This window comes from Lonsdalea quercina (assembly GCF_900107885.1).
Classification (GTDB): domain Bacteria; phylum Pseudomonadota; class Gammaproteobacteria; order Enterobacterales; family Enterobacteriaceae; genus Lonsdalea; species Lonsdalea quercina.
This window is the reverse complement of the sequence record NZ_FNQS01000008.1, coordinates 77,894-104,115: the sequence shown is the minus strand read 5'-3', so window position 1 is coordinate 104,115 and position 26,222 is coordinate 77,894. Positions and strand designations below refer to the sequence as shown.

Here is a 26,222-nt window from a genome sequence, read left to right as displayed (position 1 = left end):
TCACTCCGAAAACCTGTAAAACCGCATGCTACCTATGACTTCACGAAGGAAGTTCAGGTCTGCTGATACGCCGCCACCGGACTGTGCGGCTGGACTAACGGCTATCGTTTTTTAGCGGCTTCCCGCGCGGCGACTTCCGCATCGAGCTGCCGAATTTTTTCCGCCATCACATCGTGACAGTGCGCCGCCAGTTCCCGGACCTGATCCTTGCCGTAGGCGCTGCAATCGACCGGCGGCAGCATTTCGACAATGACCAAACCGTTGTTCCAACGATTGAGCTTCACTTTGTTATGCGTGTTGGAAATGCAGATCGGCACTACGGGCACGCCCGCGCCGATGGCCGCATGGAAAGCGCCGGTTTTAAACGGCATCAGCCCACGCCCGCGGCTGCGGGTACCTTCCGGAAACATCCACACGGAAATGTGTTGTTCTTTGATGTGCTGCACCACCTGCGCGATGGTGCCATGCGCGCGCGCGCGGTTGTCGCGGTCAATCAGCAGGTTGCCGGTAATCCAGTACAATGGGCCGAAAAACGGGATCCAGGCCAGGCTCTTTTTCCCGACCGTAATGGTGCGAGGCTGTACGACGTTGGCCGCCGTGATCATGTCATAGTTATTCTGATGATTGGCGATGTAGATACAATCGCCGTAGCGAGAGGCATCGTCAGGAACGCGAATTTCGACCTTCAGGCCAAATACCCACGAAAGCCGCCCAAACATACGACCAAACGTCGATACGTGCTGCGGATTTTTCGGGCTGAATAAACAATAGATAAAGCCAAACAGACAAATTAGGATCGCAGACACTATCACGACCACCAAGCGAAGAAGAAATACCATAACAACCTCATTAGCCAACTGCCGCCGTAGTATAGCGGCTTCCTTCCAAAACACACGGCGAACCTTGCTTCCGAATGTATCCAATATTCAGCATGAACGCCGTGGTCAGAAGCACAACCTAAAAACGCCTTATCCCCCGGTGAAACACACCGAAAAATAAGGCGTCAGTTATCTCATCCGCGGTCGCCGCGGCGCTGACAACGCGCGCGTTACGCGTCGCCGTTCTTATCCTCAGGGGCCGGCGGAGATACCACTTCCACCCGATCCACCCGTTGCAGGCCGCGCGGCAACAGCGTGCCTTTACGGCCGCGTTCCGCACGGAATTTCTGCAAATCTTCCGGCCGCAGGGTCAGCTTGCGTTTTCCGACATACAGCGTCACAGAAGACTTCGACGTGATGATAAACAGCCAGCCGATTTTGTCTTCGCCGCTGGCCGCCTGAGCGGCAGGGATGGAGACGATCTTGTTGCCCTTGCCTTTCGACAACTGCGGCAGGTCCGCTACAGGGAAGAGCAGCATCCGCCCGGCGGCGGTGATCGTCAGCAGCAAATCGTCGTCGCTTTGTACGCTGAGCGGCGGCATGACCTTCGCGTTGTTCGGCAACGTCAGCACGCTTTTACCAACGCGGTTGCGCGCCACCAGATCGCTGAAGGTGCATATGAAGCCGTAGCCAGCGTCGGAAGAGAGCAACAAGCGCTGGTCATCCGCCGCCATCAACACCTGCTCTACCGTCGCGCCCGGCGGTGGGGTCAGCTTGCCAGTCAGCGGCTCGCCCTGCCCTCTGGCCGATGGCAACGTCAGCGGGTCGAGCGCATAACTTCGGCCGGTGGTGTCGATGAAGACCACCGGCTGGTTGCTCTTCCCGCGCGCAGCAGCGCGGAACGTATCGCCGGCGCGATAGCTCAGCCCGGCGGGATCGATATCATGACCTTTGGCGCTGCGCACCCACCCCATTTCGGACAGCACGATCGTCACCGGCTCGGAGGGCAGCAAGTCGTGCTCATTCATCGCCTTCGCTTCGCCACGCTCGCGCAGCGGAGAACGACGCTCGTCGCCATACGCTTTGGCATCGGCTTCGATCTCTTTTTTCAGCAGCGTGTTGAGTTTACGCTCGGAGGCCAGCAGCGCCTGCAACTGATCTCGCTCTTTCGCCAAGTCGTCCTGTTCGCCGCGAATCTTCATCTCTTCCAGTTTGGCGAGGTGACGAAGTTTCAATTCCAGAATCGCTTCCGCCTGCGTTTCGCTTAGGCTGAACTGCTTAATCAGCACCGGCTTAGGTTCGTCCTCGGTACGAATGATATGGATCACTTCGTCGATATTCAGGAACGCGACCAGCAGACCTTCCAGAATATGCAGGCGTTTGAGTACCTTTTCCAGACGGTAATTGAGTCGACGGCGGACGGTAGCGCGACGGAAGACAAGCCATTCGGTCAGGATTTCGCGTAGCCCTTTAACGCTGGGGCGAGCATCCAGACCGATCATGTTCATGTTGATGCGGTAGCTTTTTTCCAGATCGGTGGTGACGAACAGGTGGTTCATCACCATCTCCATATCGATACGGTTCGAGCGAGGAACCAGCACCAGACGCGTGGGGTTTTCGTGGTCCGACTCATCCCGCAGGTCTTCCAGCATCGGCAGCTTCTTGGCTCGCATCTGGCTGGCGATCTGTTCCAGCACCTTAGCGCCGGACACCTGATGCGGCAGCGCGGTGATGACGGCAGACCCCTCTTCTTTCTTCCACACGGCGCGCATACGGACGGATCCGCGACCTGTCCGGTACATCTTTCGCAGCTCTTCGCGCGGCGTGATGATTTCCGCTTCGGTCGGGAAGTCTGGGCCTTGTACCCGTTCCAGCAGTTCGTCGAGCGTCGCATCCGGATTGTCGATCAGCGCCACCGTGGCGGCGGCGACTTCACGCACGTTATGCGGCGGAATATCCGTCGCCATCCCGACGGCGATGCCGGTGGTACCGTTCAGCAGCACGTTCGGCAGCCGAGCCGGCAGCATTTTCGGCTCCTGCATTGTGCCGTCGAAGTTCGGCGTATAGTCCACCGTGCCCTGACCCAGCTCTCCCAATAGTACTTCGGCGTACTTAGACAGGCGAGATTCGGTATAACGCATCGCGGCGAAGGACTTTGGATCATCCGGCGCCCCCCAGTTTCCCTGGCCGTCGACCAGCGGATAGCGATAGGAAAACGGCTGGGCCATCAGCACCATCGCTTCATAACAGGCGCTGTCGCCGTGCGGATGGTATTTACCCAGCACGTCGCCGACGGTACGCGCGGATTTCTTGAATTTGGCGCTGGCGTTCAATCCCAACTCCGACATCGCATAAACGATGCGGCGCTGAACCGGCTTCAGGCCGTCGCCGATAAACGGCAGCGCCCTGTCCATGATGACGTACATGGAGTAGTTGAGATAGGCGTTCTCTGTAAACGTGTGCAGCGCAAGGCGTTCTGCGCCGTCATGAGTCAATTCACTCATTGATTATCCTTAAACCGTGGCGCTGGCTGTTTTCAAACAGATCAACCCCGTCAGTGTGATAGAAGCTGCCCGCGATAGTACCGCAACTTATGGTTGACTGTCACAGTGCCCGATATGGCTGTTGCACCTGGCGTTTACCTGTGATTGTTGCTTATCAGTCAAGAGTGTTATGCGCCACCATGCATTTTTCTCCTCAATGCCGCTGAGTACACTACCTCTTAATTCATTAACGACTCATCGAAAAGTGAGATCTCGGCTATGCATAACATTTTGCTTATCAATGCGAGCAAGGCTTTTGCCCATTCCAAAGGACAGCTGAACGACACGATGGCGGACGTGGCGACCAATTTCCTGCGAGAAAAAGGCTATGATGTCCGCGTTACTAAGGTAGACGATGGTTACGATATCCAGCAGGAAGTACAAAATTACCTGTGGGCCGACACCATCATCTATCAAATGCCCGGATGGTGGATGGGCGCGCCGTGGACGCTGAAAAAATATATCGATGAAGTCTTCACCGAAGGCCACGGCTCACTGTATGCCAGCGACGGTCGTACCCGTTCCGACGACAGTAAAAAGTATGGCTCAGGCGGTTTGCTGCAAGGCAAGACCTACATGCTTTCTCTGACCTGGAACGCGCCGTTGGAAGCATTTACCGACAAAGATCAGTTCTTCCACGGCGTCGGTGTGGACGGCGTCTACCTGCCGTTCCATAAGGCCAACGAGTTCATCGGACTGGCTGCCCTCCCGACGTTCATCTGCAACGACGTGATCAAGCAGCCCGATATCGACGGCGACGTCGCCCGTTACCGCGAGCACCTGGATAAAATTTTCGACTAATCCTCATCGGCGCAGCCTTCGCTCCTGTGTCCTGTTTATAGCGGGTGCTGCGCCATCTCTTCACTCAAAAAATCAAGAAAACAGGCGATTCTCCCTGCCAACGGGTGCGTTCGGTAATACACCGCATTCACCGGCAGGCGCATATCAACGGTATGCTCCGGCAGAATCTGCACCAATCGACCCGCCGCCACATCCTCGCAGGTCATAAAGTCCGACAGCCGGGTTATTCCCTCTCCCCGCAGCGCCAACTGCCGCAGCATTTCGCCGTTAGAGGCCGAAATGGTCGGCGTGATCGTTAAGAACTCTCCGCCGGCATGCCGCAGCGGCCACTGATTCAGGCTCTCTGACTGAGTAAACCCCAGCAGCGTGTGCTCATTCAGCGCTTCTACTGTGCGCGGAGCGCCCTGTCGCCGCAAATAGTCTGGGCTGGCCAGGACTCTCACCTGACTGGCGCCGAGCCGTCGGGCGTGGATCGAGGAATCCCGCAGCGCACCGATGCGGATGGCGATATCGGTATGCTGTTCGAGCAGATCGATAAAGACTTCATCCGTATTCAACTCCAGGAGGATGTGCGGATAACGGCGGCGGAATTCTGGGATAAGGGGAACGATCACGTGCTGCATAAAGGTCGTCGCGGCATTGATCCGCAGGCGGCCGCAGGGCTGCTCTCGGGAGAGCATCAGCTGTTCTTCAGCCTGCTCGACCGCCTGAATGACGCCGCGAGCATGCACTAAAAACAGCTGGCCTTCTTCGGATAAGACCAACCGACGCGTCGTGCGGTGCAACAACGTGACGCCGAGTTTGTTCTCCAGCCGGCTTAACGCACGGCTGATGCCGGAGGTGGTTTGACCTAGTTGATCGGCGGCGGCGGTGAAGGAGCCACTGTCCGCCACCACGACAAACGCCTGCATTTCTTCCAGCGTGACTTTCATCGGCATGCCACTGCGTTAGCAGTCAGACCTCAATTTCCGCTTCATCGCCTTTCTCCTGCAACCAGTTGCGGCGATCTTCCGAGCGCTTCTTCGCCAATAGCATGTCCATCGTCGCCATCGTCTTTTCGACATCTTCTTCGCCGATGGTCAACTGCACCAGACGGCGCGTGTTCGGGTCCAGCGTCGTTTCACGCAGCTGGAGCGGGTTCATTTCGCCCAGACCTTTGAAACGCTGAACGTTAGGCTTGCCTTTTTTACGTTTGAGGCGCTCCAGAATGCTATTTTTTTCCTCTTCATCCAGCGCGTAGTGCACCTCTTTTCCAAGGTCGATACGGTACAGCGGCGGCATCGCCACATACACATGACCGCCAGCGACCAGCGAACGGAAGTGTCGGACAAACAGCGCGCACAGCAGCGTAGCGATATGCAGACCATCCGAGTCGGCATCCGCCAGAATGCAGATCTTGCCATAGCGCAGCTGGCTCAGGTCCTCACTGTCCGGATCGATGCCGATCGCCACGGAGATGTCGTGGACTTCCTGCGACGCCAGCACCTCGTCGGAGGAGACTTCCCAGGTATTCAGGATCTTGCCCTTCAGCGGCATGATCGCCTGATACTCACGGTCACGCGCCTGTTTAGCAGAGCCGCCCGCGGAATCCCCTTCCACCAGAAACAGTTCGGTTTTATTCAGATCCTGCGCCGTGCAGTCCGCCAGTTTGCCCGGCAGCGCCGGTCCGCTGGTCAGCTTTTTACGCACCACTTTCTTCGCGGCGCGCAGACGGCGCTGGGCGCTGGATATCGCCATTTCCGCCAGCTGCTCAGCCGCCTGTACGTTCTGGTTCAGCCACAGGCTGAAAGCGTCTTTGACGACGCCGGAAACGAAGCCCGCGCACTGACGCGACGACAGACGCTCTTTGGTCTGCCCCGCGAACTGCGGGTCCTGCATTTTCACAGACAGGACATAAGCGCAGCGCTCCCAGATATCGTCCGCGCTTAGCTTGACGCCACGCGGCAAAATATTGCGGAATTCGCAAAACTCCCGCATCGCGTCCAGCAGTCCCTGACGCAGGCCGTTGACGTGCGTACCGCCTTGCAGCGTCGGGATCAGGTTGACATAGCTTTCCGTCAGCAGCTCTCCGCCTTCCGGCAGCCACAACAACGCCCACTCGACCGCCTCGCTGTCGCCCTTGATCGCACCGGTAAACGGTTTCTCCGGCAGCGTGGGCAGGCCGTTGACCGCTTCGCTTAGGTAGTCGTTAAGGCCATCCTGATAGCACCAGCGCTGCTCGGTATTGTTGACACCGTCTTTGAAGATGATCTCTACGCCCGGGCACAGCACCGCTTTAGCTTTCAGCAGATGCGTTAGTCGGGAAACGGAGAAGCGCGGGCTGTCGAAGAAGCTGCCGTCAGGCCAGAAATGAACGCGCGTACCAGTGTTGCGACGGCCGCAGGTGCCGGTTACCGTCAGATCCTGGACTTTATCGCCGTTCTCAAACGCCATATCGTAGACTTGACCGCCGCGACGGACGGTCACTTCGACACGTGTTGACAAGGCGTTGACCACCGAGATCCCCACGCCGTGCAAACCGCCGGAGAACTGATAGCTTTTGTTGGAGAATTTACCGCCTGCATGCAGGCGGCATAGGATCAGTTCGACCGCAGGCACCCCCTCTTCTGGGTGGATATCGACCGGCATTCCTCGGCCGTCGTCAATAACCTCCAGCGATTGGTCGGCATGCAAAATCACCTCAATGCGACGAGCATGACCGGCCAGCGCTTCATCGACGCTGTTATCGATCACTTCTTGTCCCAAGTGGTTCGGGCGGGAGGTGTCCGTATACATACCTGGACGACGGCGCACCGGCTCCAGTCCGCTGAGGACTTCAATGGCGTCAGCGTTATAACTTGATTGTGTCATGGTTTGAATGAGTTAAGTCGTTGTTTGAAATGATATGACGTCGTGCAACCGGCACTCGGATGACGGGCCCCCTGCGCTGTGGCTCCGGCCCGTTCCCCGCCATTAACGTCATGGCAGTCAGCGCCTGTTCAGCCCTAGAAAATCAACGATAGGCGCAAAAAAGTGCTCAAATCCCATAAACGCGTGATTGCCGCCGGACTCCACCGTCTGACGACAGGCGGTGTAATAGGCCACGGCCTGCCGATAGTCCAGGATTTCATCACCGGATTGCAGCAAGCACCAAAGCAGATCCGGGGATTCCAGCGGTTCGACCTGCATGGTTTTAAGATCGTAAACGTGCCGAGACTCTAGCACATATTGTTCATCGGTGTAGGGATTGTGCTGAGGCCCCAGATGATCGATCAACAGCTCGAACGGCCTGACGGCGGGGTTCACCACCACCGCAGGCAGCATGAAGCACTGGGACAGCCAGGTGGCGTAATATCCGCCCAGCGAGGAACCCACAATGCCCAGCGGCCGACCCGCGCGCTCCATGACCAGACTCTCCATCAATTCCGCCGCTTCCGCCGGATAGGCCGGCAATTGGGGAACGATCATATCGATGTCGGGATGATGTTCAGCCAGCCAACGGCCCAGCGCCGTTGCCTTCGCGGAGTGAGGCGAACTATTGAACCCATGAAGGTAAAGCAAGGTAGGCATCAGTAACCGTCCGAATCCATATCAGGCAGAAAGGCATTGCCTTCCAGGCGGACAACCTGCGTTTCAACGCCGCCGTCCGGCAAGAGCTCCAGATAACGCCAGCCCGGAGCGACGTTGTCTATGGTGAAGTTGGTGCAATGCGGTCTGAACTGCACGCAGGTGGAGGGCGTCGCCAACAGGCGTCGACCGTGCCAGTCCAGATCCAGCTCCTGATGAATATGCCCGCAAAGCACCGTGTTGACGTTGGGATAGCGGGACAATACGGCGTCAAGACTGTGAGCATTGCGCAGGCTGTGCTGGTCAAGCCAGGTGCAGCCCGAAGGCAGAGGGTGATGGTGCAGCATCAACAGGGTATAGCGATTGGAGTGGCGGTCCAGTAGCCGCTCCAGCCACTCCAGCTGATAGTCGCTCAACTCGCCATGCGGTACGCCGAAGACCTGGCTGTCCAGCAAGATCACCTGCCAGTGATCTCCCAACAACACATGTTTCGAGGGCGCGATGCCGGCCAACGCTAGCGCATCCACCATCGCCGGTTGGAAGTCATGATTGCCGGGCAGCCAGACGCAGGGCACGTCAAAGCGGCGGATCCCTTCAGCGAAGTGTTCATACGCAGCCAGCGATTGGTCCTGCGCCAAATCGCCCGTAGCGGCGATCAGGTCGAAGTCGTGCTGCCGTGCGGCGATAGCCTCCAGCACCGCGTGGTAACTGTGATAGGTATCTACACCAAGCAGGGTTTCCTGCTTGCCAGCAAACAGGTGGGTATCTGTGATCTGTAAAATCCTGATTCTGGCCCCACGCGCCACAGGAAGTGTCAACTGGCTTTCCAAATGGTGTCCTTGGTCTGTGAAATCTGCCTAATAAACCGGAACCGACATCGAACCATACGCTAAACAGTATTTTAGCCAATCAGCAAGGAACTGATTGATTTGATGCTTTTCGTCACGTTGGTGTAACTTTTTATTGGGATAATCATAACGTGCCTTAAAGCGAAATATCTGCTGGCTGGAACACACTTCCGCGACCATCGCATCGTGATAGAGCCGCACAACCAGCGTCGGCAGACTCCAGTAACTTACCGCTGGCGCAATCTGTTGGATCTCCACCAGCGAGGTATAGCGGGTAGACTCAAGAATCGTTAAACGATAGCGAGCCTGCTGTACGTGATACTCCACTTTTTCACCCACCTCATCCTGACGCGGCAGCAGACGGCGCAACTGCGCGAAGTTCATTTCGCATAGCCGCATCATTTCGGGAAAGTCGGGAGTATAACGTTTCATGAATTCAATCCACCCACTCGGTTTTCAGTTTTTCATGGTGCAACGCCAGCCATTGCAAGGCAATGACAGAGGCTGCGTTATCAATCACTCCCTCTTCGACCCAGCGATAACTCTGTTCGCGGCTGACCACCTGAACGCGTATATCTTCGTTCTCCTCGGCCAGCCCGTGCACGCCCTGTGCGGTACGGGTATCCACTTCTCCCACCATAATGGTCAGGCGCTCGCTTGTTCCGCCCGGACTCGCCAGATAGCTGAGCACCTCACGGCAACGCCCCACCGTCAGGCCTGCTTCTTCCTGCGCTTCACGCCGGGCTACGTCTTCATGGCTTTCGCCGGGATCAATAATGCCAGCGACCAGCTCAAACAGCCACGGAGAATCACTGGTATCGTAGGCGGCAATACGAATCTGTTCAATCAACACCACCTCGTCTCGCACAGGATCGTACGGCAACAGGACGACCGCATGGCCGCGCTCGAGAATCTCACGGCTGACTTCGCCGCTCATACCGCCCTTGAACAGACGGTGACGATAACGGTAGCGGTCCAGCGAAAAAAAACCTTTGTACAGCGTTTCACGTGCAATAATTTCAACATCGTCTTTGGTAAAGGTGAACGGACGAGTTTTTGAAGACGCCATCTTTGTACTCCTGTGATAAGTCTCGTAATCTCAGTGTATATTGCTACTGGGGATGCTGGCCGGCGTACCCGGCGATTGAAACGCTATTGACCCGAACCTGACGTCCGACGTTACCGTCAAGACAGGACGAAACCGTCAGAAACGGAGCATTTATGCTCACGGCTTTTTGACGGAACCGGATGCATCAACGGGAAATTGTTCCCACTCTGCGGCGGTCGATAATATGCATCAGGGCGCTGATGTCGCCGTAGGATGGCACATTCAGCCACCTCATCGTATTGTAAGATTCTGCTAGAATCGGCAACTTATCGTCTCCAGATGGCGCTACCATAGCAACTTTGCTGCACAACAAGGAATGCAAATGAAGAAATTGCTCCCTCTTCTTATCGGCTTGGGTCTGAGCGGCTTCAGCTTCATGAGCCAGGCGGAAGATCTGTTACAGATTTATCAACAGGCTAAAACGACAAACCCCGATTTACGCAGTTCTGCAGCGACTCGTGACGCCGCCTTTGAGAAAATCAATGAAGCGCGTTCTCCTTTGTTGCCGCAGCTGGGTCTGGGTGCGGATTATACCTATACCAGCGGTTTCCGTGACAGCAAAGACGTGAACAACAACGTGAAGAGCGCTTCGCTACAGTTGACTCAAACCCTGTTTGATATGTCCAAGTGGCGCGCGCTGACGCTGCAGGAAAAACAGGCCGGCATCGAAGACGTCACCTATCAGACCGCGCAGCAAACGCTGTTGTTGAACTCCGCCACCGCCTATTTCAACGTCCTGCGAGCGATTGATTCGCTGTCGTATGTCACCGCCCAGAAAGCCTCTATTTATCGCGAGCTGGATCAAACCACTCAGCGCTATAACGTAGGTCTGGTCGCCATCACCGATGTGCAGAATGCCCGTGCGCAGTACGACAGCGTGCTGGCAAGCGAAGTCACCGCTCGCAATGCGCTGGACAACTACCTGGAAGTGCTGCGTCAGGTGACCGGCAATGTCTATCCTGAACTGGCCAGCGTGAATACCGACAACTTCGCGCCTAAAAAACCGGAGCCGATCAATACGCTGATGAAAACGGCGGAAAGCCGCAACCTCAGCCTCTTATCCTCCCGTTTGAGCCAGGATCTGGCCCGCGAGCAGATTCGTTCGGCGCAGACCGGCTACATGCCGACGTTGGATTTATCCGCCTCGACCGGCGTGAGCAACTCCCGTTATTCCGGGTCTCGCGCAACAGAAGGCAGCTACAACGACAGCGATATCGGCCAGAATCAGGTCGGCCTGAGTTTCTCCCTGCCGTTGTACAGCGGAGGCGCGACCAACTCTCAGGTCAAACAGGCTCAGCATAGCTACGTGGCCGCCAGCGAAAATCTGGAGAGCGCGCACCGCAGCATGATTCAGACATTGCGTTCGTCTCACAACAACATCGCCGCGTCCATCAGCAGCATCGCGGCCTACAAGCAGGCCGTCGTTTCCGCGCAAAGTTCTTTGGACGCCATGGAAGCCGGCTATCAGGTAGGGACCCGCACCATCGTTGATGTTCTGGATGCGACAACCACGCTGTATAACGCGAAGCAGCAACTATCCGGCGCGCGTTACGACTATCTGATCAACGAGCTGAACTTGAAATACGCGTTGGGAACGCTGAACGAAAATGATCTGCGCACGCTGAACGCCACGTTAGGCAAACCGGTTTCCACGACTCCGGCGCCTACCGCAGACGACAGCACCCGCACCGTTTTCGCCGCCGGTAACTGATCGCGTTTTACCCAGCCTGAGCATGATGCGGCGGTAGCCTGCCTTCGCCGCATCGTTTAACAACAACGCCCTTCACAGCGAATTTACTCTAAAACGAAAATTTTCTTTCAGAGCGAATTGTATAGCTGCGTAAAATGCTTGCGCCCACCTCGGCCTGGCTTTTAAAAGTCAAGCTGTTCACCTATTCTACAAACCTTTATTGCTATGTTGGGCAAGATGCCCTCTCCTCAGGAAGACGCCACACAATGAAAAGAACACGCAACATCAACTACGACCGCTTCCGTAAAAGTTGGCGTCGCTTTCCTCTGGCGCCGCTGACGCTGGCCATGGGTTCCGTATTCATGCTAGCCGGCTGCGAAAAGACGGATGAAACCGTTTCGCTCTATCAAAACGCGGACGACTGTACTCGCGCTAACCCGTCCATGAAAGACCAGTGCACCACAACCTATAACAACGCACTGAAAGAAGCCGAGAAGACCGCGCCGAAGTATCGGAGTCAGGAAGATTGCGCCGCTGAATTCGGCGAAGCGCAGTGTATGCAGACGCCCGCGACCACCGCTTCGAACCAAAACGCACCGGCCCAGGCCGGTATGACGGCGCAGCCGCACGAAAGCGGCAGCTTCTGGATGCCGTTAATGGCGGGCTATATGATGGGTCGCATGATGGGCGGCGGCGGATATGCCCAGCAGCCGCTGTTCAGTCCACGTTCGGCGGCCAGCCCGGCTAACGGTCAGTTCGTCGATGCGAGCGGCAAAAGCTATGGCAGCGCCACAAGCGGCCGCACGATCACCGTACCGAAAACCGCGATGACGCCGAAACCCGCGACCACCACCACGACAATGCGCGGCGGCTTTGGCGAGTCCATCGCCAGACAGCAACAGCAGCTTAGAAAAGGGAAAGACAGCACTTCTTCACGCTCTGGTTCAACCTACCGCAGCCACAGTTCAATGGGTGGGTAAGGCGCTGACACAATGAAGAGAATAGCGATAGCGGAACGCCCTGACTGGCGTGAAAAAGCCGCCGAGTTCGGCTTCAATTTCCACACGATGTATGACGAACCTTACTGGTGCGAAGAAGCTTACTATCAGTTCACGCTGGCGCAGATCGAAGAGCTGGAGTCAACGACGGAAGAGCTGAATCAAATGTGTCTACAGGTGGTGGAGAATGTCGTCAACAGCGAAGCGCTGTTGACCCAGTTTCGTATCCCCAAACACACCTGGGATTTTGTGCGTGAATCGTGGAAAAGCCAACAGCCCGCGCTGTATTCCCGATTGGATCTGGCCTACGACGGCGTCAATCCGGCGAAGCTGCTGGAAAACAACGCCGACACGCCCACCTCGCTCTACGAAGCGGCGTTCTTCCAGTGGGGATGGCTGGAAGATCAGATCAACGCCGGAAAACTGCCGCAGAATGCCGACCAGTACAACAGCATTCAGGAACAGCTGATCGAACGCTTCGCCGCGCTGCGTCAGCAGCATGGCTTCGGCCTGCTGCACTTCACCTGCTGTCAGGACACCGAGGAAGATCGCGGCACCGTCCGATATCTGCAGGATTGCGCTGAGGAAGCGGGCATCGCGACGGATTTTCTGTATATCGACGAAATCGGTCTGGGCGAACGCGGCCAGTTTACCGATCCTCAGGATCAGGTGATTAGCAATTTGTTCAAGCTCTATCCGTGGGAATTCATGCTGCGGGAAACGTTTTCCACCAAGCTGGCCGACGCGGGCGTACGCTGGCTGGAGCCAGGCTGGAAAAGCATTATCTCCAACAAGGCGCTGCTGCCTCTGCTTTGGCAGATGTTCCCCAACCATCCGAACCTGCTTCCCGCTTACTTCGCGGAAGATGCGCATCCGGCGATGGAAAATTACGTCGTCAAACCGCTGTTTTCTCGTGAAGGCGCGAATATCGAGATTGTCCAGAACGGTCATAAAATCGCCTCTGCCGACGGTCCTTACGGCGAAGAGGGGAAAATCGTGCAGCAATACCATCCGCTGCCGAAATTCGGCGACAGCTACACGCTGATAGGCAGTTGGCTGGTCGGCGACAAAGCCTGCGGCATCGGTTTACGAGAAGATACCTCATTAATTACACAGGACTTATCGCGTTTTTATCCGCACTCTATTCTGGATTAACGCTCCCGCAGACGGCGGCACACCCCGTCGTCTGCGCCTTCTCTTTTCTTCCTTATTGGTCCTGTTCTCAGCAAGAAAATCATTTTCGCCCTTTTATTCGCGCTTTGAAAACGTCTCCGTTTGGTTAAATATTTCATCTAGCCGCAGTAGCAATCATTGATGACCAGATTCATCACGATGAGGGCTGTTTTGATTTTTTGATGGACTTGAACACAAGGGACGAACATGAAAAAAACGCTAGTGATGGCACTCCTGGTCGGTCTTCATACGGCTGCTTACGCACAAAACGAACCCGCCGCGCAAGACTCGACGCCCCACTCTTTGGCACAGGAAATCACGCAGGAAGAACAACGGCTCAACACGTTGAGGGACAAGGCGGAGAACGGCAGCGCAGAAGACCGACATCAGCTCACCGATCAGCTGCTTCGCAGTAACTGGCCGCCCTATCGGGCGGAAGGTATTAAATGGTTGAAGCAGGAAGCTGACGCCAACGACGTGCATGCGCAATTCCGACTGGCCAAGATTTACCTTGGCAGAATGCCAAATGAAAACGATCCGGAAAGTGGACTGATTTACCTGAAAAAGTCGGCTGAAGCCGGTTTTGCTCCCGCTCAACTGCTGATGTCTGTCATATTGAGCAAACACCCGCAGTTGCCGAGAGATTTTGAACAGGCCAAGCAGTGGGCGGAAAAAGCCTTAAACAACCCGGACGCCACGCCGCAGTTGAAAGAGGGCGCAGATAACATGATCGCCTTTATTGACGGAAATAAGGCCCCTTGAGGCGGCCTAGCGCGGCGAAAGCGCGCACAACAGCCCGTCGTCAACGCGGCGGCTCTCCTGCGTGAGTCCTGATCAACCAACCTGCACCGAAAGCATGCTGAGAGAGCCCATTTCGATACCGTCGATCAGTATTGACACCGGCTCTTTACCCTGTCGACATCCCAAGACATATAACAGCGGCAGGAAGTGATCCGGGGACGGGTTAGCGAGCGCCGCCTCCGGGTGCTGCATGAAATCCACCAGCGGATGGTTGTCGCCGCGATAAGTCAGATGATCTCGGACAAACTGGTTAAAGGCGCTAGCCCAAGGATACGGCGCCGCTTCGCCCTCTCTCTTCACCTGACGCAGGTTGTGGACGACGTTGCCGCTGGCGACCATCATCACCCCCTGATCGCGCAGCGTGGACAGACGCTGCCCCAGTTGATAGTGATAATCCGCCGGTTGCGTACCATCGACGCTCAACTGCACCACCGGAATATCCGCCTGCGGGAACGCCTTGATTAAGACCCCCCAACTGCCATGATCCAGCCCCCAATCGCGTTCGTCGAGATGCACCGGCACGGGCGACAACAGCTGCTGAATCTGCCGAGCAAGCGCCGGAGATCCCGGTGCAGGATACTGGGTATCAAACAACGCCTGTGGAAAACCGCCGAAATCATGGATCGTACGCGGCGCGTCCATCGCCGTCACGGCGGTGCCGAGGGTAAACCAATGGGCGGATACCGCCACTATCGCCTTCGGACGGGGCAACGTTTCACCCAGTTTCCGCCAGGTCTCCGTGTAGATATTGTCTTCCAGCACGTTCATCGGGCTACCATGACCGAGGAAAAATGCGGGCATCCGGGAAACGTTCATAACAGGACCTTTGGTTAGCATCGAAATAGCGTGAGTGCACAGTCGTTACTCTACGCGTCAGATCGTTGGAAAACAGTCGGATAACAATGACCAAAAACGTCAAAAAATTTGAATTGAAGCCGTCACGAGCGAGGCGTTCGAAGGGAAATGGCAGGCATAAAAAAACCGGCGCATTGCATCAGCAACACGCCGGTCGAAAGTGAGGGAGTTGACCGTTAAGCCGGGTTCTGTCGTGGACAGTCATTCCTCTAGGCCAGCAATCGCTCACTGGCTCAAGCAGCCTACCCGGGTTCAGTACGGGCCGTACCATGTGAACCCCTATTTGGCCTTGCTCCGGGTGGAGTTTACCATGCCACGAACTGTTGCCAGCCGCGCGGTGCGCTCTTACCGCACCCTTTCACCCTTACCTGATCCCGCTTGCGCGGGCCATCGGCGGTTTGCTCTCTGTTGCACTTGTCGTGGGCTCGCGCCCCCCAGGCGTTACCTGGCACCCTGCCCTATGGAGCCCGGACTTTCCTCCCCTCCATCTGTCTCCCCCGAAAGGGACGGCAACGAAGCGGCGACTGTCTGGTCAACTCCGGCGCGGATGATAGGGCAAATCGCCGCCCTTGTCATCCCTATTGGCTCACTTTTCCCCGTCTTGCTCCAGCGCATGACGGTACAGGGCGTTCTTTTTCACGCCGTGGATCTCGGCGGCCAGCGCCGCCGCCTTTTTCAGCGGCAGCTCGGCTTGCAGCAACGCCAGCGTTCTCAGCGCTTCCGCGGGCAACGCGCTGTCGTCTCGGTGATATCCTTCAACAATCAGTACCATTTCGCCTTTGCGGCGGTTATCGTCCTCTTCTACCCACGCCAGAAGCTCGGCCACTGGCGCGCCATAAATGGACTCCCAGGTTTTAGTCAGCTCACGCGCCAGCACGACATAACGCTGCGGTCCCAGTACGGCGACCATATCGCGCAGGCTGTCCAACAAGCGATGCGTGGATTCGTAATAAATTAGCGTACGCGGTTCTTCCAGCATCGCCTGCAACGTGTCTTTTCTCGCCTTGGTTTTCGCCGGCAGGAAGCCTTCATAACAGAAACGGTCCGACGCCAGCCCGGCGGCGGACAGCGCGGCAATCGCCGCACACGCGCCCGGCAGCGGCACGACGCGCACGCCGGCTTCGCGGCAAAGCCTTACCACGTGATAACCCGGATCGTTAATCAACGGCGTTCCGGCGTCCGAAACCAGCGCCACGCTCATTCCACTTTGCAAACGGCTCAGTAATTGCTCTGCTTTCTGTTGTTCATTGTGATCGTGCAGTGCGAACAGCCGCGCATTGATCGCGAAATGCTGTAACAATAAACCGGTATGGCGAGTATCCTCTGCCGCAATGAGATCGACGCTCTTCAGAACGTCCAACGCGCGCTGAGTGATGTCTCCCAGGTTGCCGATAGGCGTCGGGACAATGTAAAGGGTGGAGGCAGAAATCTCCGCTTGTTGGTCTTGATTCATTGTTTCATCCGGGTTGCCGATTTAATATTGAGCATCTCTGAATTTATCACTGGATACAGTATGCTTCCCTTAAATTCTGTCCGCCCCCATACAGGCCGAGTCATTCCTGTCATGCTGGCGGCGCTCGTTCTCGCTGGCTGTCCGAGCTTGGCGCCCCAAAGCCCTTCCAACCAGCAAGTAGCCCTCAAGGCTGGCGCCACATCTGATTATTACCTGCAGCAGGTGCAGCAAAGCGGGGATGATAACAAGGCTGACTGGCAATTACTTGCTATTCATGCCCTGATACAGGAAGGCAAGCTGCCTCAGGCCCTCGCGCAGTGGAGCGCCCTGCCCGCTTCGCTCAACGACAGACAACAGCTCGAACAGCGTCTGCTGAACGCAGAACTGGCGGTCGCGCGCAATGATATGAACGCCGCCAACAGCACGTTGTCCCAGCTGGATGTCAAAGCGCTATCCAGCCAGCAACGAGATCGCTACTATCAGGCGTTGATTAGCGCCAATCAGGCTCAGCCATCGCTGACCCTGATCCGCGCTTATATCGCTCAGGAACCGCAGTTACAAGGCGATGCCCATCAGCGCAACATCGATCTGACCTGGTTCGCACTCACTCGCCTCAGCCCACAGACCATCAGCGCCATCGCGATCAACGCCGACGAGAATACCCTGGCGGGTTGGCTCGACCTGCTGACGACCTATCAAAGCCACGTCGCTGCGCCTGCCGAACTGAAAACGGCGATTGCCGACTGGCAAACGCGCTATCCGCGTCATCCGGCCGCGAAAACATTGCCGACGGTATTAACACAGCCGCAGGGCACCGGGCCAAATCTGTCGACCTCCGGCGGTATTGCGTTGCTGTTGCCGCTGAGCGGTCAAGCGCAGGTCTATTCGAAAGCCATTCAGGCCGGTTTCAGCGCAGCACGGGACGGTCAGGCCATACAGAACGCCCCGGTGCAAGCGCCAGCCACCGCCGCCGTTGCCCCAGCGCCGGGAGACGCCGAGACCGCCGCGACGGCGAATCAGGCGCCAACGCCATCGTCGCCGACGCAGGAACCACCGGCTTCCGACGCACCTGTCCCTGCCCCCAACAACGCAGCCGCAGCGCCTGCTCCAGCGTCCGGCAATGTGGCGGTGAAGGTCTACGATACGACCGGACAGCCGTTGACCGACATCATTGCTCAGGCACAAAAAGACGGCGCCACCATGATTGTGGGACCACTGCTGAAAAGCGATGTCGAGCAATTACCAGCGACCCAAACCACGCTGCAGGTGCTGGCGCTGAATCAGCCGGAGCATATCCAGCCTAGCCCCAACATCTGCTATTTTGCCCTGTCGCCGGAAGATGAAGCTCGGGATGCGGCGCAATTTATTCACAGCCAGGGCAAACAGCAGCCGCTGGTCCTGGCACCGCGCGGTGGTCTGGGCGATCGCGTCACGGCCGCTTTCGCCGCCGCCTGGCAGCAACAAGGCGGCGCCACGCCGCTGCAGCAGCGCATCGGTGGCGCCGCCGAGTTGAAACAGGCCATTAATAACGGCGCCGGTATTGCGCTTAACGGACAGCCGATCGTCACCGAGTCAACGTCACCTCAGCCACCCTCAGGCACCACTATCGGCGGCCTGAATATTCCGGCGCAGGTGCCGCCTACCCCAGCGGAGACTAGCGCGGGCGGCGTAGACGCGGTCTATATCATCGCCACACCCGACGAACTATCGTTAATCAAACCCATGATCGACTTGCGCAACAAATCACGCGTACGCGCCGCGCTTTATGCCAGTTCGCGCAGCTACCAGGCAGGTCTGGGACCTGATTTCCGTCTGGAAATGGAAGGGCTGCAGTTTAGCGATATTCCGCTGCTGACGGGCGCGAATCCGTCGCTGATGCAGCAGACGACGGCACAGTTCCGCAACGACTACTCGCTGGTGCGCCTCTTCGCCATGGGAATGGATGCCTGGACGCTGGCGAACAACTTCTCCTCATTACGTCAACAGCCGGGCTATCATCTGGAGGGTTCAACGGGGCAACTGAGCGCCACGCCGGATTGCGTCGTGAACCGCAAACTCACTTGGCTGCAGTTCCGCCAGGGACAGCTGGTGCCGGCATCCTGAAGACCCGAGAAACCGGCAACGATTACGAACGACAGGCTCGGCGCTATCTTGAGCGCGCCGGCCTGACGTTTGTTGCGGGCAACGTGGCGCTACGCGGCGGCGAGCTGGATTTGATAATGCGCGACGGTCCGATATGGGTTTTCGTCGAAGTGCGCTACCGTCGCAACGCGGACTTTGGCGGTGCAGCCGCCAGCGTAACCCGGCGCAAACAGCAGAGGTTACTGCAGGCGGCCGCCGTGTGGTTATCGCGTCAAGGCGGCGGCTTCGAACATACCGACTGTCGTTTCGACGTACTGGCCATCACCGGCGACCAGCTGGAGTGGTTGCCGAACGCGTTCGGCAATCAGGAATAATTGGTTAATTCCGAAAACAAAAGAATAGGTTACCCAAACGTGCTGGATAGAATTAAAGTCTGTTTTACCGAGAGCATCCAAACCCAGATCGCCGCGGCAGAAGCTTTGCCGGATGCGATCTCGCGGGCAGCCGTCGCGATGGTGCAATCTTTGCTGAATGGCAACAAGATCCTGAGTTGCGGGAACGGCACTTCCGCCGCCAACGCCCAGCATTTTGCCGCCAACATGATTAACCGCTTCGAGACGGAGCGTCCCAGCTTGCCCGCTATTGCGCTGAATGCCGACAACGTGGTGCTGACGGCGATTTCGAACGACCGGTTGCATGAGGAGATTTATGCGAAACAGGTTCGGGCCTTGGGACAAACGGGGGATATCCTCTTGGCGATATCCACGCATGGAAACAGCCGCGACATTGTCAAAGCGGTAGAAGCCGCCGTGACCCGTGACATGACTATCGTTGCGTTAACCGGCTACGATGGCGGCGAACTTGCGGGCCTGCTGGGACAACAGGATGTGGAAATCCGCATCCCATCGCACCGCAGCGCTCGCATTCAGGAAATGCACATGTTGACGGTAAATTGCTTGTGCGATCTGATAGACAACACGCTCTTCCCACACCAGAACGATTAAGGAGTACCTCATGAGGATATATTCTTGCATTGCCGTGCTGTCTGCCGCTCTGCTGCTACAAGGTTGTATCGGCGCGGTCGCTATCGGCAGCGCAGCCGTCGCGACCAAAACCGCGACCGATCCCCGTACGGTAGGGACTCAGGTTGATGATGGTACGTTAGAAATGCGCGTATCCAATACATTGGCAAAAGACCAGCAGTTAAGTAAGGAAGCCCGCATCATCGCGACGGTGTACCAGGGCAAAGTCCTGTTGACCGGTCAGTCGCCGAATACAGAGCTGTCCAGCCGAGCCAAGCAGATTGCGCTGGGCGTGGAAGGGACGACGGAGGTGTATAACGAAATCCGCCAGGGGACGCCGATTAGCCTGGGCACCGCGTCAATGGATACCTGGATCACCACCAAAGTGCGCTCTCAGTTGCTGGCCAGCGATCAGGTCAAGTCTTCTAACGTCAAAGTGACCACGGAAAACAGCGAGGTCTTTCTGTTAGGTCTGGTGACTCGCCGCGAGGGAGCCGCCGCTGCGGAAATCGCCAGCAAAGTCAGCGGCGTCAAACACGTCACCACGGCATTTACCTATCTCGAATAACCCTCCGCTCTTCCAAGCTGCCTGACCCGCCTCAGCGGCGGGCTCAGGCCCTTACAGCCCCACCTGGCGACTCACGCCGTGGCGTACTTCTCTTTACACCCGCCAAATATGCCCCGCATACCCTTTTTATGCTCCGACGCATCGCCTGGAAACACCGTTAAACAACAGAACATCATGCTGGATTTGCGAATACATTAGCTTGGCTATTGTTTTTTTTGGCTCTCTCAACGCCTTCTATTCTGTGAGGAAAGACAAACGCCTTCCCTGGTGCCTGTTTTTTACAAAACAGACCCGTAGCATTATCGTAACTTGTTGTTTTTGAGGAAGGCATCCCCGCCCATCTGGCGCATTTGTCGCAGTATCCATTGCTGACGACGGATCACGTAACCTGATGGACGATCGACGCGAAACCGGATTGGGTTAGGCAGCACGGCGGCCAAAAGCGCTGCCTCGCTGGCGGTTAAGCGACTGACAGACTTGTGGAAAAAATGCCGAGAAGCAGCTTCAACGCCAAAAATCCCAGGACCAAACTCCGCGATATTCAGGTAAACGGTCAGAATCCGACGCTTGGTCCACGCCAGCTCCATCACCGTCGTCAGGCCGGCCTCAAGTCCTTTGCGCACCCAACTGCGCCCGTCCCACAACAGCAAATTCTTGACCGTTTGCTGAGACAGCGTGGAAGCGCCGCGAATGCGTCCTTCATTTTCCTCGTTATGTCGCAAAGCGGCATCGATCGCATCGAGGTCGAATCCCCAATGTTGTGGAAACTTTTGGTCTTCCGCCGCGATCACGGCCAGCGGCATGACATAGGCTATCTCATCCATCGAAACCCAGTCAGAATGCGCGACATAAGAAAAGTCACCGCGCAGCCATGCGCTAATCTGACGATCGATCATTACCGCGGAAAAGGGTACCGGCAGGAATGCAAACAGCGTAATAGCCAGTAACCAGCTCCCCAACACGATGACAATGACTCGGACGATCGCGCGTTTGATGCCACCGACGAATAGGCTTAGGACTCGGCCTGATTTCATTCAGTCAATTCCAAAACATGGGCAACCAGTTTCTCAATCCCCAGAGCCACCTCGCCGATGGAATTCGCCAGCATGTAGGCCGGCGTCGTCACCACCTTGTGTTCGGCATCCACGACAATGTCGTCAACCGGACAAGTCACATGCATTCCTCCCATCGCTTCGATGGCTTCAGCTGTATCAATATCGTTACCAATTGTAAGCCTGACAGGAAGACCAAGCAGTCTCGGCAACATGGCCGGGGAGATGCAAATAAAGCCAATTGGTTTACTTTTCTTATAAATTTCCTGGGTGAGTATTTTTAATTCTTCGTCGACCTGACACTCGCTTCCACGGGTCGCAAAATCACTTAAATTTTTCGCTGCGCCGAAACCACCAGGAACAATCAGCGCATCGAGCTGTTCCGCGTCAGCCGCGGAAAGAGGCTGGATTTTTCCACGTGCGATCCGTGCTGATTCCGCAAGGACATTACGCTTTTCGTCAGTCACTTGGCCGCTAAGATGATTGACGACATGCAGCTGATCTTTGTCCGGCGCAAAGCAGATGGCTTCAGCTCCAGCACGGTCGATTGCAAGTAGAGTCAAAACCGCTTCGTGGATTTCTGAACCATCATAAACACCACATCCGCTGAGTACGACACCGACTTTTTTCATCATTAAGTCCTCATTTCATTACATCAACTAATTGATTTTTTAATTGACAAACACTAATCTACATCACACATTTTAAGGATACTCGTAACGAGCAACGACGTTTTGTTATGTTGTCAGTTACGTGAAATGTACTTACCGCACTTGCGAGCTAACAAACCTGAAATCAATTGCAGGTGTACCAGTTTCCCTGGTGTTGGCGCATAATTCGCGCACCCCGGCTTCGGTCGGGGTCATTTTTTTTCAGCCTGATCGACCCACGCTTTCAACACCTCAACGTCATGACGCCAATCTTGTTTCAATTCGTCAATCCACTCATGCACATTGTCCCACCATGCAGGCAACGTCGTTGTTTGAATCTGTTGAGCCACCTGCTGCAAATGCCGTAACCCGACGGAACCCGCAGCGCCTTTGATTTTGTGACCTTCCTCTGCGATGCCCTTCTGGTCGCGCGCCGTCATGTTGGACTCCAGCACCGCCAGGTAACCCGGCATCATTTGCTCGAACATCTCCAGGCTTTGGCGAATCAATGAGGGGCCGACCAGATCCAGATACTGCTGCAACATGGCGACATCCAGCATCGATTCGGCCGCAGAGGCATCGACAGCTCCATCGGCGACAGCCTCCGGCTCGCTATTTTCGGGCGTATCCCAATACTGTTTGATGATCGCCGTGAGCGCGGGAACCGCCAGCGGTTTGCTCAGCACATCGTCCATGCCCGCATCCAGATAGTCTTTTTTGTCCTTCAGTACGTTGGCGGTTAGCGCCACGAGCGGCGGCAACGTCTGCTGTCCGTAGCGGGCGCGCAGCTCGCGGGCCACATCCAATCCGGTCATGTCCGGCAGTTGGATATCCAGCAGCACCAGATCGAACTCGTCGGGGTCGAACATCGCCAACGCTTCCTGACCGGTCATCGCCACTTCAACGCTACTGCCCAGCTTTTCCAGCACCGAGCGCGCGACGACCACGTTCAGTTCGATATCTTCCACCAGCATGACATGCAATGCAGGCAGCGGCAGTGTTTCATCGCCGTTCTCATTCGTTTTCGCCTCTTCCACCATCGGCGCGGACACCGTCAGCGTGAAGCAGGAGCCTTCGCCCAATTTGCTGGCGACCTGAATATCACCGCCCATGTTTTGCGCGAGCCGTTTGGAAACGGCCAGACCAATGCCGGTTCCGGTAGCCGGTTTACCGCCGTTCTTATCCTTCACCTGGTAATACATGGAAAAGATTTTTTCGAGCTCCTCATCCGGAATACCCATGCCTGAATCCGCGACCTCGAAACGCAAAACATTACGCTGATCGTGCCCGACGCGGATCACCACCTTACCGCTTTGGGTAAATTTCACGGCGTTGCTCAGCAGGTTCCAAAGAATCTGCCGCAAACGTGTGCCATCGGTGATGATGCTTTTCGGCAGCGGCTGCTCAAGGACCACGTCCAACTGCAAGCCTTTGGGTTCGGCCAGAAGGCCGCCCAGATTTTCCAGGTCGGCGACGAATCCAATGAAATCCACCGGCTGATTATCCAGCTGAACTTTACGCCGCTCCTGCTTGTCCATTTCAATCACGTCGTTGAAGATATTGCCGAGGGTGATGGCGCTGACGTGAATAGTTTTGAGGTATTTTCGCTGCTCCGCATCCAGATGGGTGTCGAGCAGAATGCGGCTGAGACCGACAATGCCGTTAAGCGGCGTACGAAGCTCGTGGCTGATCGTTGAGATGAAGGTCGTCTTCTCCCTGCTGGCCTTCTCTAACGCGTCCTGGTAACGCTTGCGCTCGGTTATATCGCGGCCAAAACCCATCAGCCCATGTCGCTTGCCCTGTCGGTCGTAAAACGGCACCTTGCGCAACTCGAAACAGGATTTGCGACCGTCCGGATACACCAGCCACTGTTCGTAGGTCAGGGACACGTTGTGGCGAAACACCTTTTCGTCCGTCTCGACGACTTTGGCCGCGATATCCTGCGGATAAACGTCGAAGGGCGTCAGGCCGATCATTTGTTTCTGGCTCTTGCCCAACAGCAGTTCCATCGCGCGGTTGCAGCCGGAAAACGCCTTATTTTCATTGCGGTAGTAAACCAGATCCGGCGACGCATCAAGGAAGGAGCGCAACAGCGCCGACTGCTGCTCCAGTTCCACCTGCGCCTGTTCGCGCCGCGCCATTTCTTCGCGCAGTTTGCTGAGCATCTCAAGGCGCGACTTTTCAGCCTTGATTCGGTCGGTGATTTCCTGATTAAGCTGAGCAATGTTGTTCTGCAGTTTGGCGTTCAGCTCCTGATCGCGATGTCGCATCACCTCTAATTTGGCCACCAAACGCGACAGGCGCTGTCGAGACTCTTCAAGCTGCTCGACCACTACCGACAGGAAATAAACTGCCCAAGGCGTGATTAGAAGGCCAAAAAAGATGGAACGCACCACATCGATGCGTTCGACCTGACCGCTGAGCAGCAGGGTCACCGCCATCTGGACCACCAGCGCCAACAGCACCAGCACGGAAGCGAGCAGAATGGAAAAGCGAACCAGCCCAAGTCTCACCATTAAATCAACGTAATACTGGGCTAATAGCCGGATTTGCTTCATAGAATTTTTCCTTCATCGAGATCCCGCAAATCATACCGTAAAAGTCATGATGCGCGGGAAATGAGCAGAGGATTTAAGAACGAGGTATAACGTCAGGCGGGAACAAAACAAAAGGCGTCGCCCAGAGCGGAACCCTGAACGCCATACTGCGACAGATAGCGGTCGATCTCCACCATAGCGGTCCAGCGATTTTCGCACCACAGGGGCGCCAGCAGGGTCGGACGACGGGCGCTGGCGGAGATCCGGTGGAAGACCACGTCCGCGGGCGTATGGCGAATCATTTCACCAGCCGTTTTCACATATTGCGCCAGCGGGAGTTCCGGCAATCGTCCCGCACGCCAGGCTTTGCCCATGATGCTGCCGTCAACGATATGCAGCGGATGCAGCTTCAAACCGTCTACCCCACCGTCGACGACTCGGCGCAACGTCGACAGGCAGGCACTCTCGTCCTCTCCCGGCAGGCCGACGATCAGGTGTGTGCACACTTTAAGACCGCGTTCTCTGGCGCGGCGCGTTGTCTGCTGGTAACAGTCAAAAGTGTGGCCGCGGTTGATACGGTGTAATGTCTTGTCGTTGGCCGTTTGCAGTCCCAACTCCAGCCAAACCTCATAACCCTGCTGGCGATACTCTGACAGCAGATCCAGCACGGCGTCCGGCACGCAGTCAGGCCGGGTGCCCACGCACAGGCCCACCATATCGGCCTGTGTCAGCGCTTCGCGATACATGGCTGCCAGAACCTGCACTTCGGCATACGTGCTGGTATAGGCCTGGAAATAGGCCAAATAACGCTTGGCGCGGTTGACTTTACCGGCCTGGGCGGACAGCTGTTCGGCGATACTGCGCTGCTGCATCTGTTCGTCGGCGAACGAAGCCACATGGCAAAACGTGCAACCTCCCCGACCTAATGTGCCGTCGCGATTTGGGCAACTAAAGCCGCCATGCAGAGTCAACTTGTGAATTTTCTCGCCATAGCGACGCTGAAGATCGCCGCCAAACATATTGATTAATCTTTGTAATTGCATATTCTGACTTTCCTCCTCCGCGGGAGGTGCAGCCTACCTTTTCCTCACTCAGCCTGCGATGACGCCGATCAAGTCCGCCCCCGCCCAACTTGAATAATTATTCTTTTTTAGTGCAAATAAAGTCATAAATAGACTAATTAATTTTGCTAATAACCTGCTCGCGTCGCATTAGAAGTTGACCAGAGATAAAAAAACAGTGACATGAGTTAAAAAACGGAAAACTACCAGAATAAGATGCCATTAAGTCGAGATAACGCAGCACGTCGGGACAGAAATCCGGCTTTCTTGTAGTGATACAACTCACATTTCATCTGCGTCTCGCGTAGATACCCTGTCTTCTTTTTGTTGGTAAAACCCTTACTTATCATAATCATAAGTAAACATTATCCCTGAAATACCGATTTGTGTAGGGGATTTGACCTGAACTGGGTTTCTCGCTAATTTGGGAAATGGCTGGAAGCTTTCCTGACGAGACTACGACTCGTCATATTTATGCAGTAACAAGAAGACTCCCTCATCAAGCAAGTCATCACCCCTTGTGAGACCGTCACGAGAGTCCGGAAACAGAGAGCGACATTTTCCGCTGAGATATTCACTCTCAGTGAGGGGTCGCTCGCGGTAAAGTCGCCTGCAT

The 26,222-nt window shown here is 56.1% G+C and carries 23 protein-coding genes and 1 other RNA gene; 9 read left to right on the top strand and 15 right to left on the bottom strand.

The window, feature by feature from the left end:
- Window positions 1-101 precede the first annotated feature (101 nt).
- Both BLU64_RS12210 and parC read right to left on the bottom strand, forming a co-directional pair.
- Window positions 102-839, bottom strand: a complete 738-nt coding sequence (locus BLU64_RS12210) for a 1-acylglycerol-3-phosphate O-acyltransferase (protein ID WP_026744052.1) — start codon at window positions 837-839, stop codon at window positions 102-104.
- A gap of 209 nt (window positions 840-1,048) precedes the next feature.
- Window positions 1,049-3,322, bottom strand: a complete 2,274-nt coding sequence (gene parC, locus BLU64_RS12205) for a DNA topoisomerase IV subunit A (protein WP_074728865.1) — start codon at window positions 3,320-3,322, stop codon at window positions 1,049-1,051.
- A 258-nt stretch (window positions 3,323-3,580) separates the two neighbouring features.
- Here parC and BLU64_RS12200 point away from each other — a divergent pair, with 258 nt between their 5' ends.
- Window positions 3,581-4,162 carry an NAD(P)H-dependent oxidoreductase gene (locus BLU64_RS12200; RefSeq protein WP_074728863.1) on the top strand — a complete coding sequence of 194 codons (582 nt, stop codon included), beginning with the start codon at window positions 3,581-3,583 and terminating at the stop codon, window positions 4,160-4,162.
- Between the two features lie 35 nt (window positions 4,163-4,197).
- Here the strand turns inward: BLU64_RS12200 and BLU64_RS12195 are convergent, their stop codons facing one another.
- From BLU64_RS12195 to nudF, 6 genes are all read right to left on the bottom strand, one after another.
- Window positions 4,198-5,094, bottom strand: coding sequence for a LysR family transcriptional regulator (locus tag BLU64_RS12195; protein WP_074728906.1), 897 nt, complete (start codon window positions 5,092-5,094; stop codon window positions 4,198-4,200).
- Between the two features lie 22 nt (window positions 5,095-5,116).
- A complete protein-coding gene (gene parE, locus BLU64_RS12190; RefSeq protein ID WP_026744048.1) occupies window positions 5,117-7,012 on the bottom strand; it encodes a DNA topoisomerase IV subunit B in 1,896 nt (631 codons plus the stop codon).
- Window positions 7,013-7,129: 117 nt separating this feature from the next.
- Complete coding sequence (gene yqiA / locus BLU64_RS12185; RefSeq protein WP_026744047.1) at window positions 7,130-7,711, bottom strand: esterase YqiA; 582 nt, start codon at window positions 7,709-7,711, stop codon at window positions 7,130-7,132.
- A complete protein-coding gene (gene cpdA / locus BLU64_RS12180) occupies window positions 7,711-8,538 on the bottom strand; it encodes a 3',5'-cyclic-AMP phosphodiesterase (protein WP_074728861.1) in 828 nt (275 codons plus the stop codon). Before cpdA ends, yqiA begins: the two co-directional genes overlap by 1 nt.
- 27 nt (window positions 8,539-8,565) lie before the next feature.
- Entirely contained in the window at window positions 8,566-8,988 is a 423-nt protein-coding gene (locus BLU64_RS12175) for a DUF1249 family protein (RefSeq protein WP_026744045.1), read from the bottom strand.
- Between the two features lie 4 nt (window positions 8,989-8,992).
- Window positions 8,993-9,625 carry an ADP-ribose diphosphatase gene (gene nudF, locus BLU64_RS12170; protein ID WP_026740731.1) on the bottom strand — a complete coding sequence of 211 codons (633 nt, stop codon included), beginning with the start codon at window positions 9,623-9,625 and terminating at the stop codon, window positions 8,993-8,995.
- Window positions 9,626-9,986: 361 nt separating this feature from the next.
- On the opposite strand from nudF, the gene tolC reads away from it, so the two are divergent.
- The 4 genes from tolC to BLU64_RS12150 all read left to right on the top strand — a co-directional run bounded on the left by tolC (window position 9,987) and on the right by BLU64_RS12150 (window position 14,287).
- Window positions 9,987-11,375 carry an outer membrane channel protein TolC gene (gene tolC, locus BLU64_RS12165; RefSeq protein ID WP_026740730.1) on the top strand — a complete coding sequence of 463 codons (1,389 nt, stop codon included), beginning with the start codon at window positions 9,987-9,989 and terminating at the stop codon, window positions 11,373-11,375.
- Between the two features lie 245 nt (window positions 11,376-11,620).
- Window positions 11,621-12,334 (top strand): DUF1190 family protein, encoded by a 714-nt coding sequence (locus BLU64_RS12160; RefSeq protein WP_026744043.1) that lies wholly within the window; start codon window positions 11,621-11,623, stop codon window positions 12,332-12,334.
- A 12-nt stretch (window positions 12,335-12,346) separates the two neighbouring features.
- On the top strand, window positions 12,347-13,507 hold the full coding sequence (locus BLU64_RS12155; RefSeq protein ID WP_026744042.1) for a glutathionylspermidine synthase family protein: 1,161 nt from the start codon (window positions 12,347-12,349) through the stop codon (window positions 13,505-13,507).
- Window positions 13,508-13,732: 225 nt separating this feature from the next.
- Complete coding sequence (locus tag BLU64_RS12150) at window positions 13,733-14,287, top strand: tetratricopeptide repeat protein (protein ID WP_026744041.1); 555 nt, start codon at window positions 13,733-13,735, stop codon at window positions 14,285-14,287.
- 72 nt (window positions 14,288-14,359) lie between these two features.
- Here BLU64_RS12150 and ygiD read toward each other — a convergent pair whose 3' ends face one another.
- The 3 genes from ygiD to rsmI all read right to left on the bottom strand — a co-directional run bounded on the left by ygiD (window position 14,360) and on the right by rsmI (window position 16,634).
- Window positions 14,360-15,142 carry a 4,5-DOPA-extradiol-dioxygenase gene (gene ygiD, locus BLU64_RS12145; protein WP_074728860.1) on the bottom strand — a complete coding sequence of 261 codons (783 nt, stop codon included), beginning with the start codon at window positions 15,140-15,142 and terminating at the stop codon, window positions 14,360-14,362.
- Window positions 15,143-15,342: 200 nt separating this feature from the next.
- An RNA gene (gene rnpB / locus BLU64_RS12140) (RNase P RNA component class A) lies at window positions 15,343-15,721 on the bottom strand.
- Between the two features lie 46 nt (window positions 15,722-15,767).
- Entirely contained in the window at window positions 15,768-16,634 is an 867-nt protein-coding gene (gene rsmI / locus BLU64_RS12135) for a 16S rRNA (cytidine(1402)-2'-O)-methyltransferase (RefSeq protein ID WP_026744039.1), read from the bottom strand.
- Between the two features lie 60 nt (window positions 16,635-16,694).
- On the opposite strand from rsmI, the gene BLU64_RS12130 reads away from it, so the two are divergent.
- Genes BLU64_RS12130 through dolP form a run of 4 tightly spaced genes read left to right on the top strand, consistent with a single transcriptional unit; the run spans window position 16,695 to window position 20,306 of the window.
- The gene (locus BLU64_RS12130; protein ID WP_074728858.1) at window positions 16,695-18,737 is read left to right on the top strand and encodes a penicillin-binding protein activator; all 2,043 of its coding nucleotides are present in this window, start codon (window positions 16,695-16,697) and stop codon (window positions 18,735-18,737) included.
- Window positions 18,734-19,090, top strand: a complete 357-nt coding sequence (locus BLU64_RS12125) for a YraN family protein (protein WP_244888426.1) — start codon at window positions 18,734-18,736, stop codon at window positions 19,088-19,090. Before BLU64_RS12130 ends, BLU64_RS12125 begins: the two co-directional genes overlap by 4 nt.
- A gap of 39 nt (window positions 19,091-19,129) precedes the next feature.
- A complete protein-coding gene (diaA, locus tag BLU64_RS12120; RefSeq protein WP_026740721.1) occupies window positions 19,130-19,720 on the top strand; it encodes a DnaA initiator-associating protein DiaA in 591 nt (196 codons plus the stop codon).
- A gap of 10 nt (window positions 19,721-19,730) precedes the next feature.
- The gene (gene dolP / locus BLU64_RS12115) at window positions 19,731-20,306 is read left to right on the top strand and encodes a division/outer membrane stress-associated lipid-binding lipoprotein (protein WP_026744036.1); all 576 of its coding nucleotides are present in this window, start codon (window positions 19,731-19,733) and stop codon (window positions 20,304-20,306) included.
- Window positions 20,307-20,605: 299 nt separating this feature from the next.
- Here dolP and mtgA read toward each other — a convergent pair whose 3' ends face one another.
- The 4 genes from mtgA to mnmL form a co-directional block, all read right to left on the bottom strand.
- Window positions 20,606-21,340 (bottom strand): monofunctional biosynthetic peptidoglycan transglycosylase, encoded by a 735-nt coding sequence (mtgA, locus tag BLU64_RS12110; RefSeq protein ID WP_026744035.1) that lies wholly within the window; start codon window positions 21,338-21,340, stop codon window positions 20,606-20,608.
- Entirely contained in the window at window positions 21,337-21,990 is a 654-nt protein-coding gene (gene elbB, locus BLU64_RS12105) for an isoprenoid biosynthesis glyoxalase ElbB (protein WP_074728904.1), read from the bottom strand. The genes mtgA and elbB overlap by 4 nt, the downstream gene beginning before the upstream one ends.
- 230 nt (window positions 21,991-22,220) lie before the next feature.
- Entirely contained in the window at window positions 22,221-24,566 is a 2,346-nt protein-coding gene (gene arcB / locus BLU64_RS12100) for an aerobic respiration two-component sensor histidine kinase ArcB (protein ID WP_074728854.1), read from the bottom strand.
- A gap of 92 nt (window positions 24,567-24,658) precedes the next feature.
- Window positions 24,659-25,588 (bottom strand): tRNA modification radical SAM protein MnmL/YtqA, encoded by a 930-nt coding sequence (gene mnmL / locus BLU64_RS12095; RefSeq protein ID WP_074728852.1) that lies wholly within the window; start codon window positions 25,586-25,588, stop codon window positions 24,659-24,661.
- Window positions 25,589-26,222 lie beyond the last annotated feature (634 nt).

Coding starts and splice junctions, on each gene's coding strand:
- elbB (WP_074728904.1), bottom strand. CDS start 21,990: ATGAAAAAAGTCGGTGTCGTACTCAGCGGATGTGGTGTTTATGATGGT.
- mtgA (WP_026744035.1), bottom strand. CDS start 21,340: ATGAAATCAGGCCGAGTCCTAAGCCTATTCGTCGGTGGCATCAAACGC.
- BLU64_RS12210 (WP_026744052.1), bottom strand. CDS start 839: ATGGTATTTCTTCTTCGCTTGGTGGTCGTGATAGTGTCTGCGATCCTA.
- BLU64_RS12175 (WP_026744045.1), bottom strand. CDS start 8,988: ATGAAACGTTATACTCCCGACTTTCCCGAAATGATGCGGCTATGCGAA.
- BLU64_RS12150 (WP_026744041.1), top strand. CDS start 13,733: ATGAAAAAAACGCTAGTGATGGCACTCCTGGTCGGTCTTCATACGGCT.
- nudF (WP_026740731.1), bottom strand. CDS start 9,625: ATGGCGTCTTCAAAAACTCGTCCGTTCACCTTTACCAAAGACGATGTT.
- BLU64_RS12155 (WP_026744042.1), top strand. CDS start 12,347: ATGAAGAGAATAGCGATAGCGGAACGCCCTGACTGGCGTGAAAAAGCC.
- arcB (WP_074728854.1), bottom strand. CDS start 24,566: ATGAAGCAAATCCGGCTATTAGCCCAGTATTACGTTGATTTAATGGTG.
- parC (WP_074728865.1), bottom strand. CDS start 3,322: ATGAGTGAATTGACTCATGACGGCGCAGAACGCCTTGCGCTGCACACG.
- rsmI (WP_026744039.1), bottom strand. CDS start 16,634: ATGAATCAAGACCAACAAGCGGAGATTTCTGCCTCCACCCTTTACATT.
- dolP (WP_026744036.1), top strand. CDS start 19,731: ATGAGGATATATTCTTGCATTGCCGTGCTGTCTGCCGCTCTGCTGCTA.
- ygiD (WP_074728860.1), bottom strand. CDS start 15,142: ATGAACGTTTCCCGGATGCCCGCATTTTTCCTCGGTCATGGTAGCCCG.
- parE (WP_026744048.1), bottom strand. CDS start 7,012: ATGACACAATCAAGTTATAACGCTGACGCCATTGAAGTCCTCAGCGGA.
- BLU64_RS12130 (WP_074728858.1), top strand. CDS start 16,695: ATGCTTCCCTTAAATTCTGTCCGCCCCCATACAGGCCGAGTCATTCCT.
- BLU64_RS12195 (WP_074728906.1), bottom strand. CDS start 5,094: ATGAAAGTCACGCTGGAAGAAATGCAGGCGTTTGTCGTGGTGGCGGAC.
- mnmL (WP_074728852.1), bottom strand. CDS start 25,588: ATGCAATTACAAAGATTAATCAATATGTTTGGCGGCGATCTTCAGCGT.
- yqiA (WP_026744047.1), bottom strand. CDS start 7,711: ATGCCTACCTTGCTTTACCTTCATGGGTTCAATAGTTCGCCTCACTCC.
- BLU64_RS12200 (WP_074728863.1), top strand. CDS start 3,581: ATGCATAACATTTTGCTTATCAATGCGAGCAAGGCTTTTGCCCATTCC.
- tolC (WP_026740730.1), top strand. CDS start 9,987: ATGAAGAAATTGCTCCCTCTTCTTATCGGCTTGGGTCTGAGCGGCTTC.
- BLU64_RS12160 (WP_026744043.1), top strand. CDS start 11,621: ATGAAAAGAACACGCAACATCAACTACGACCGCTTCCGTAAAAGTTGG.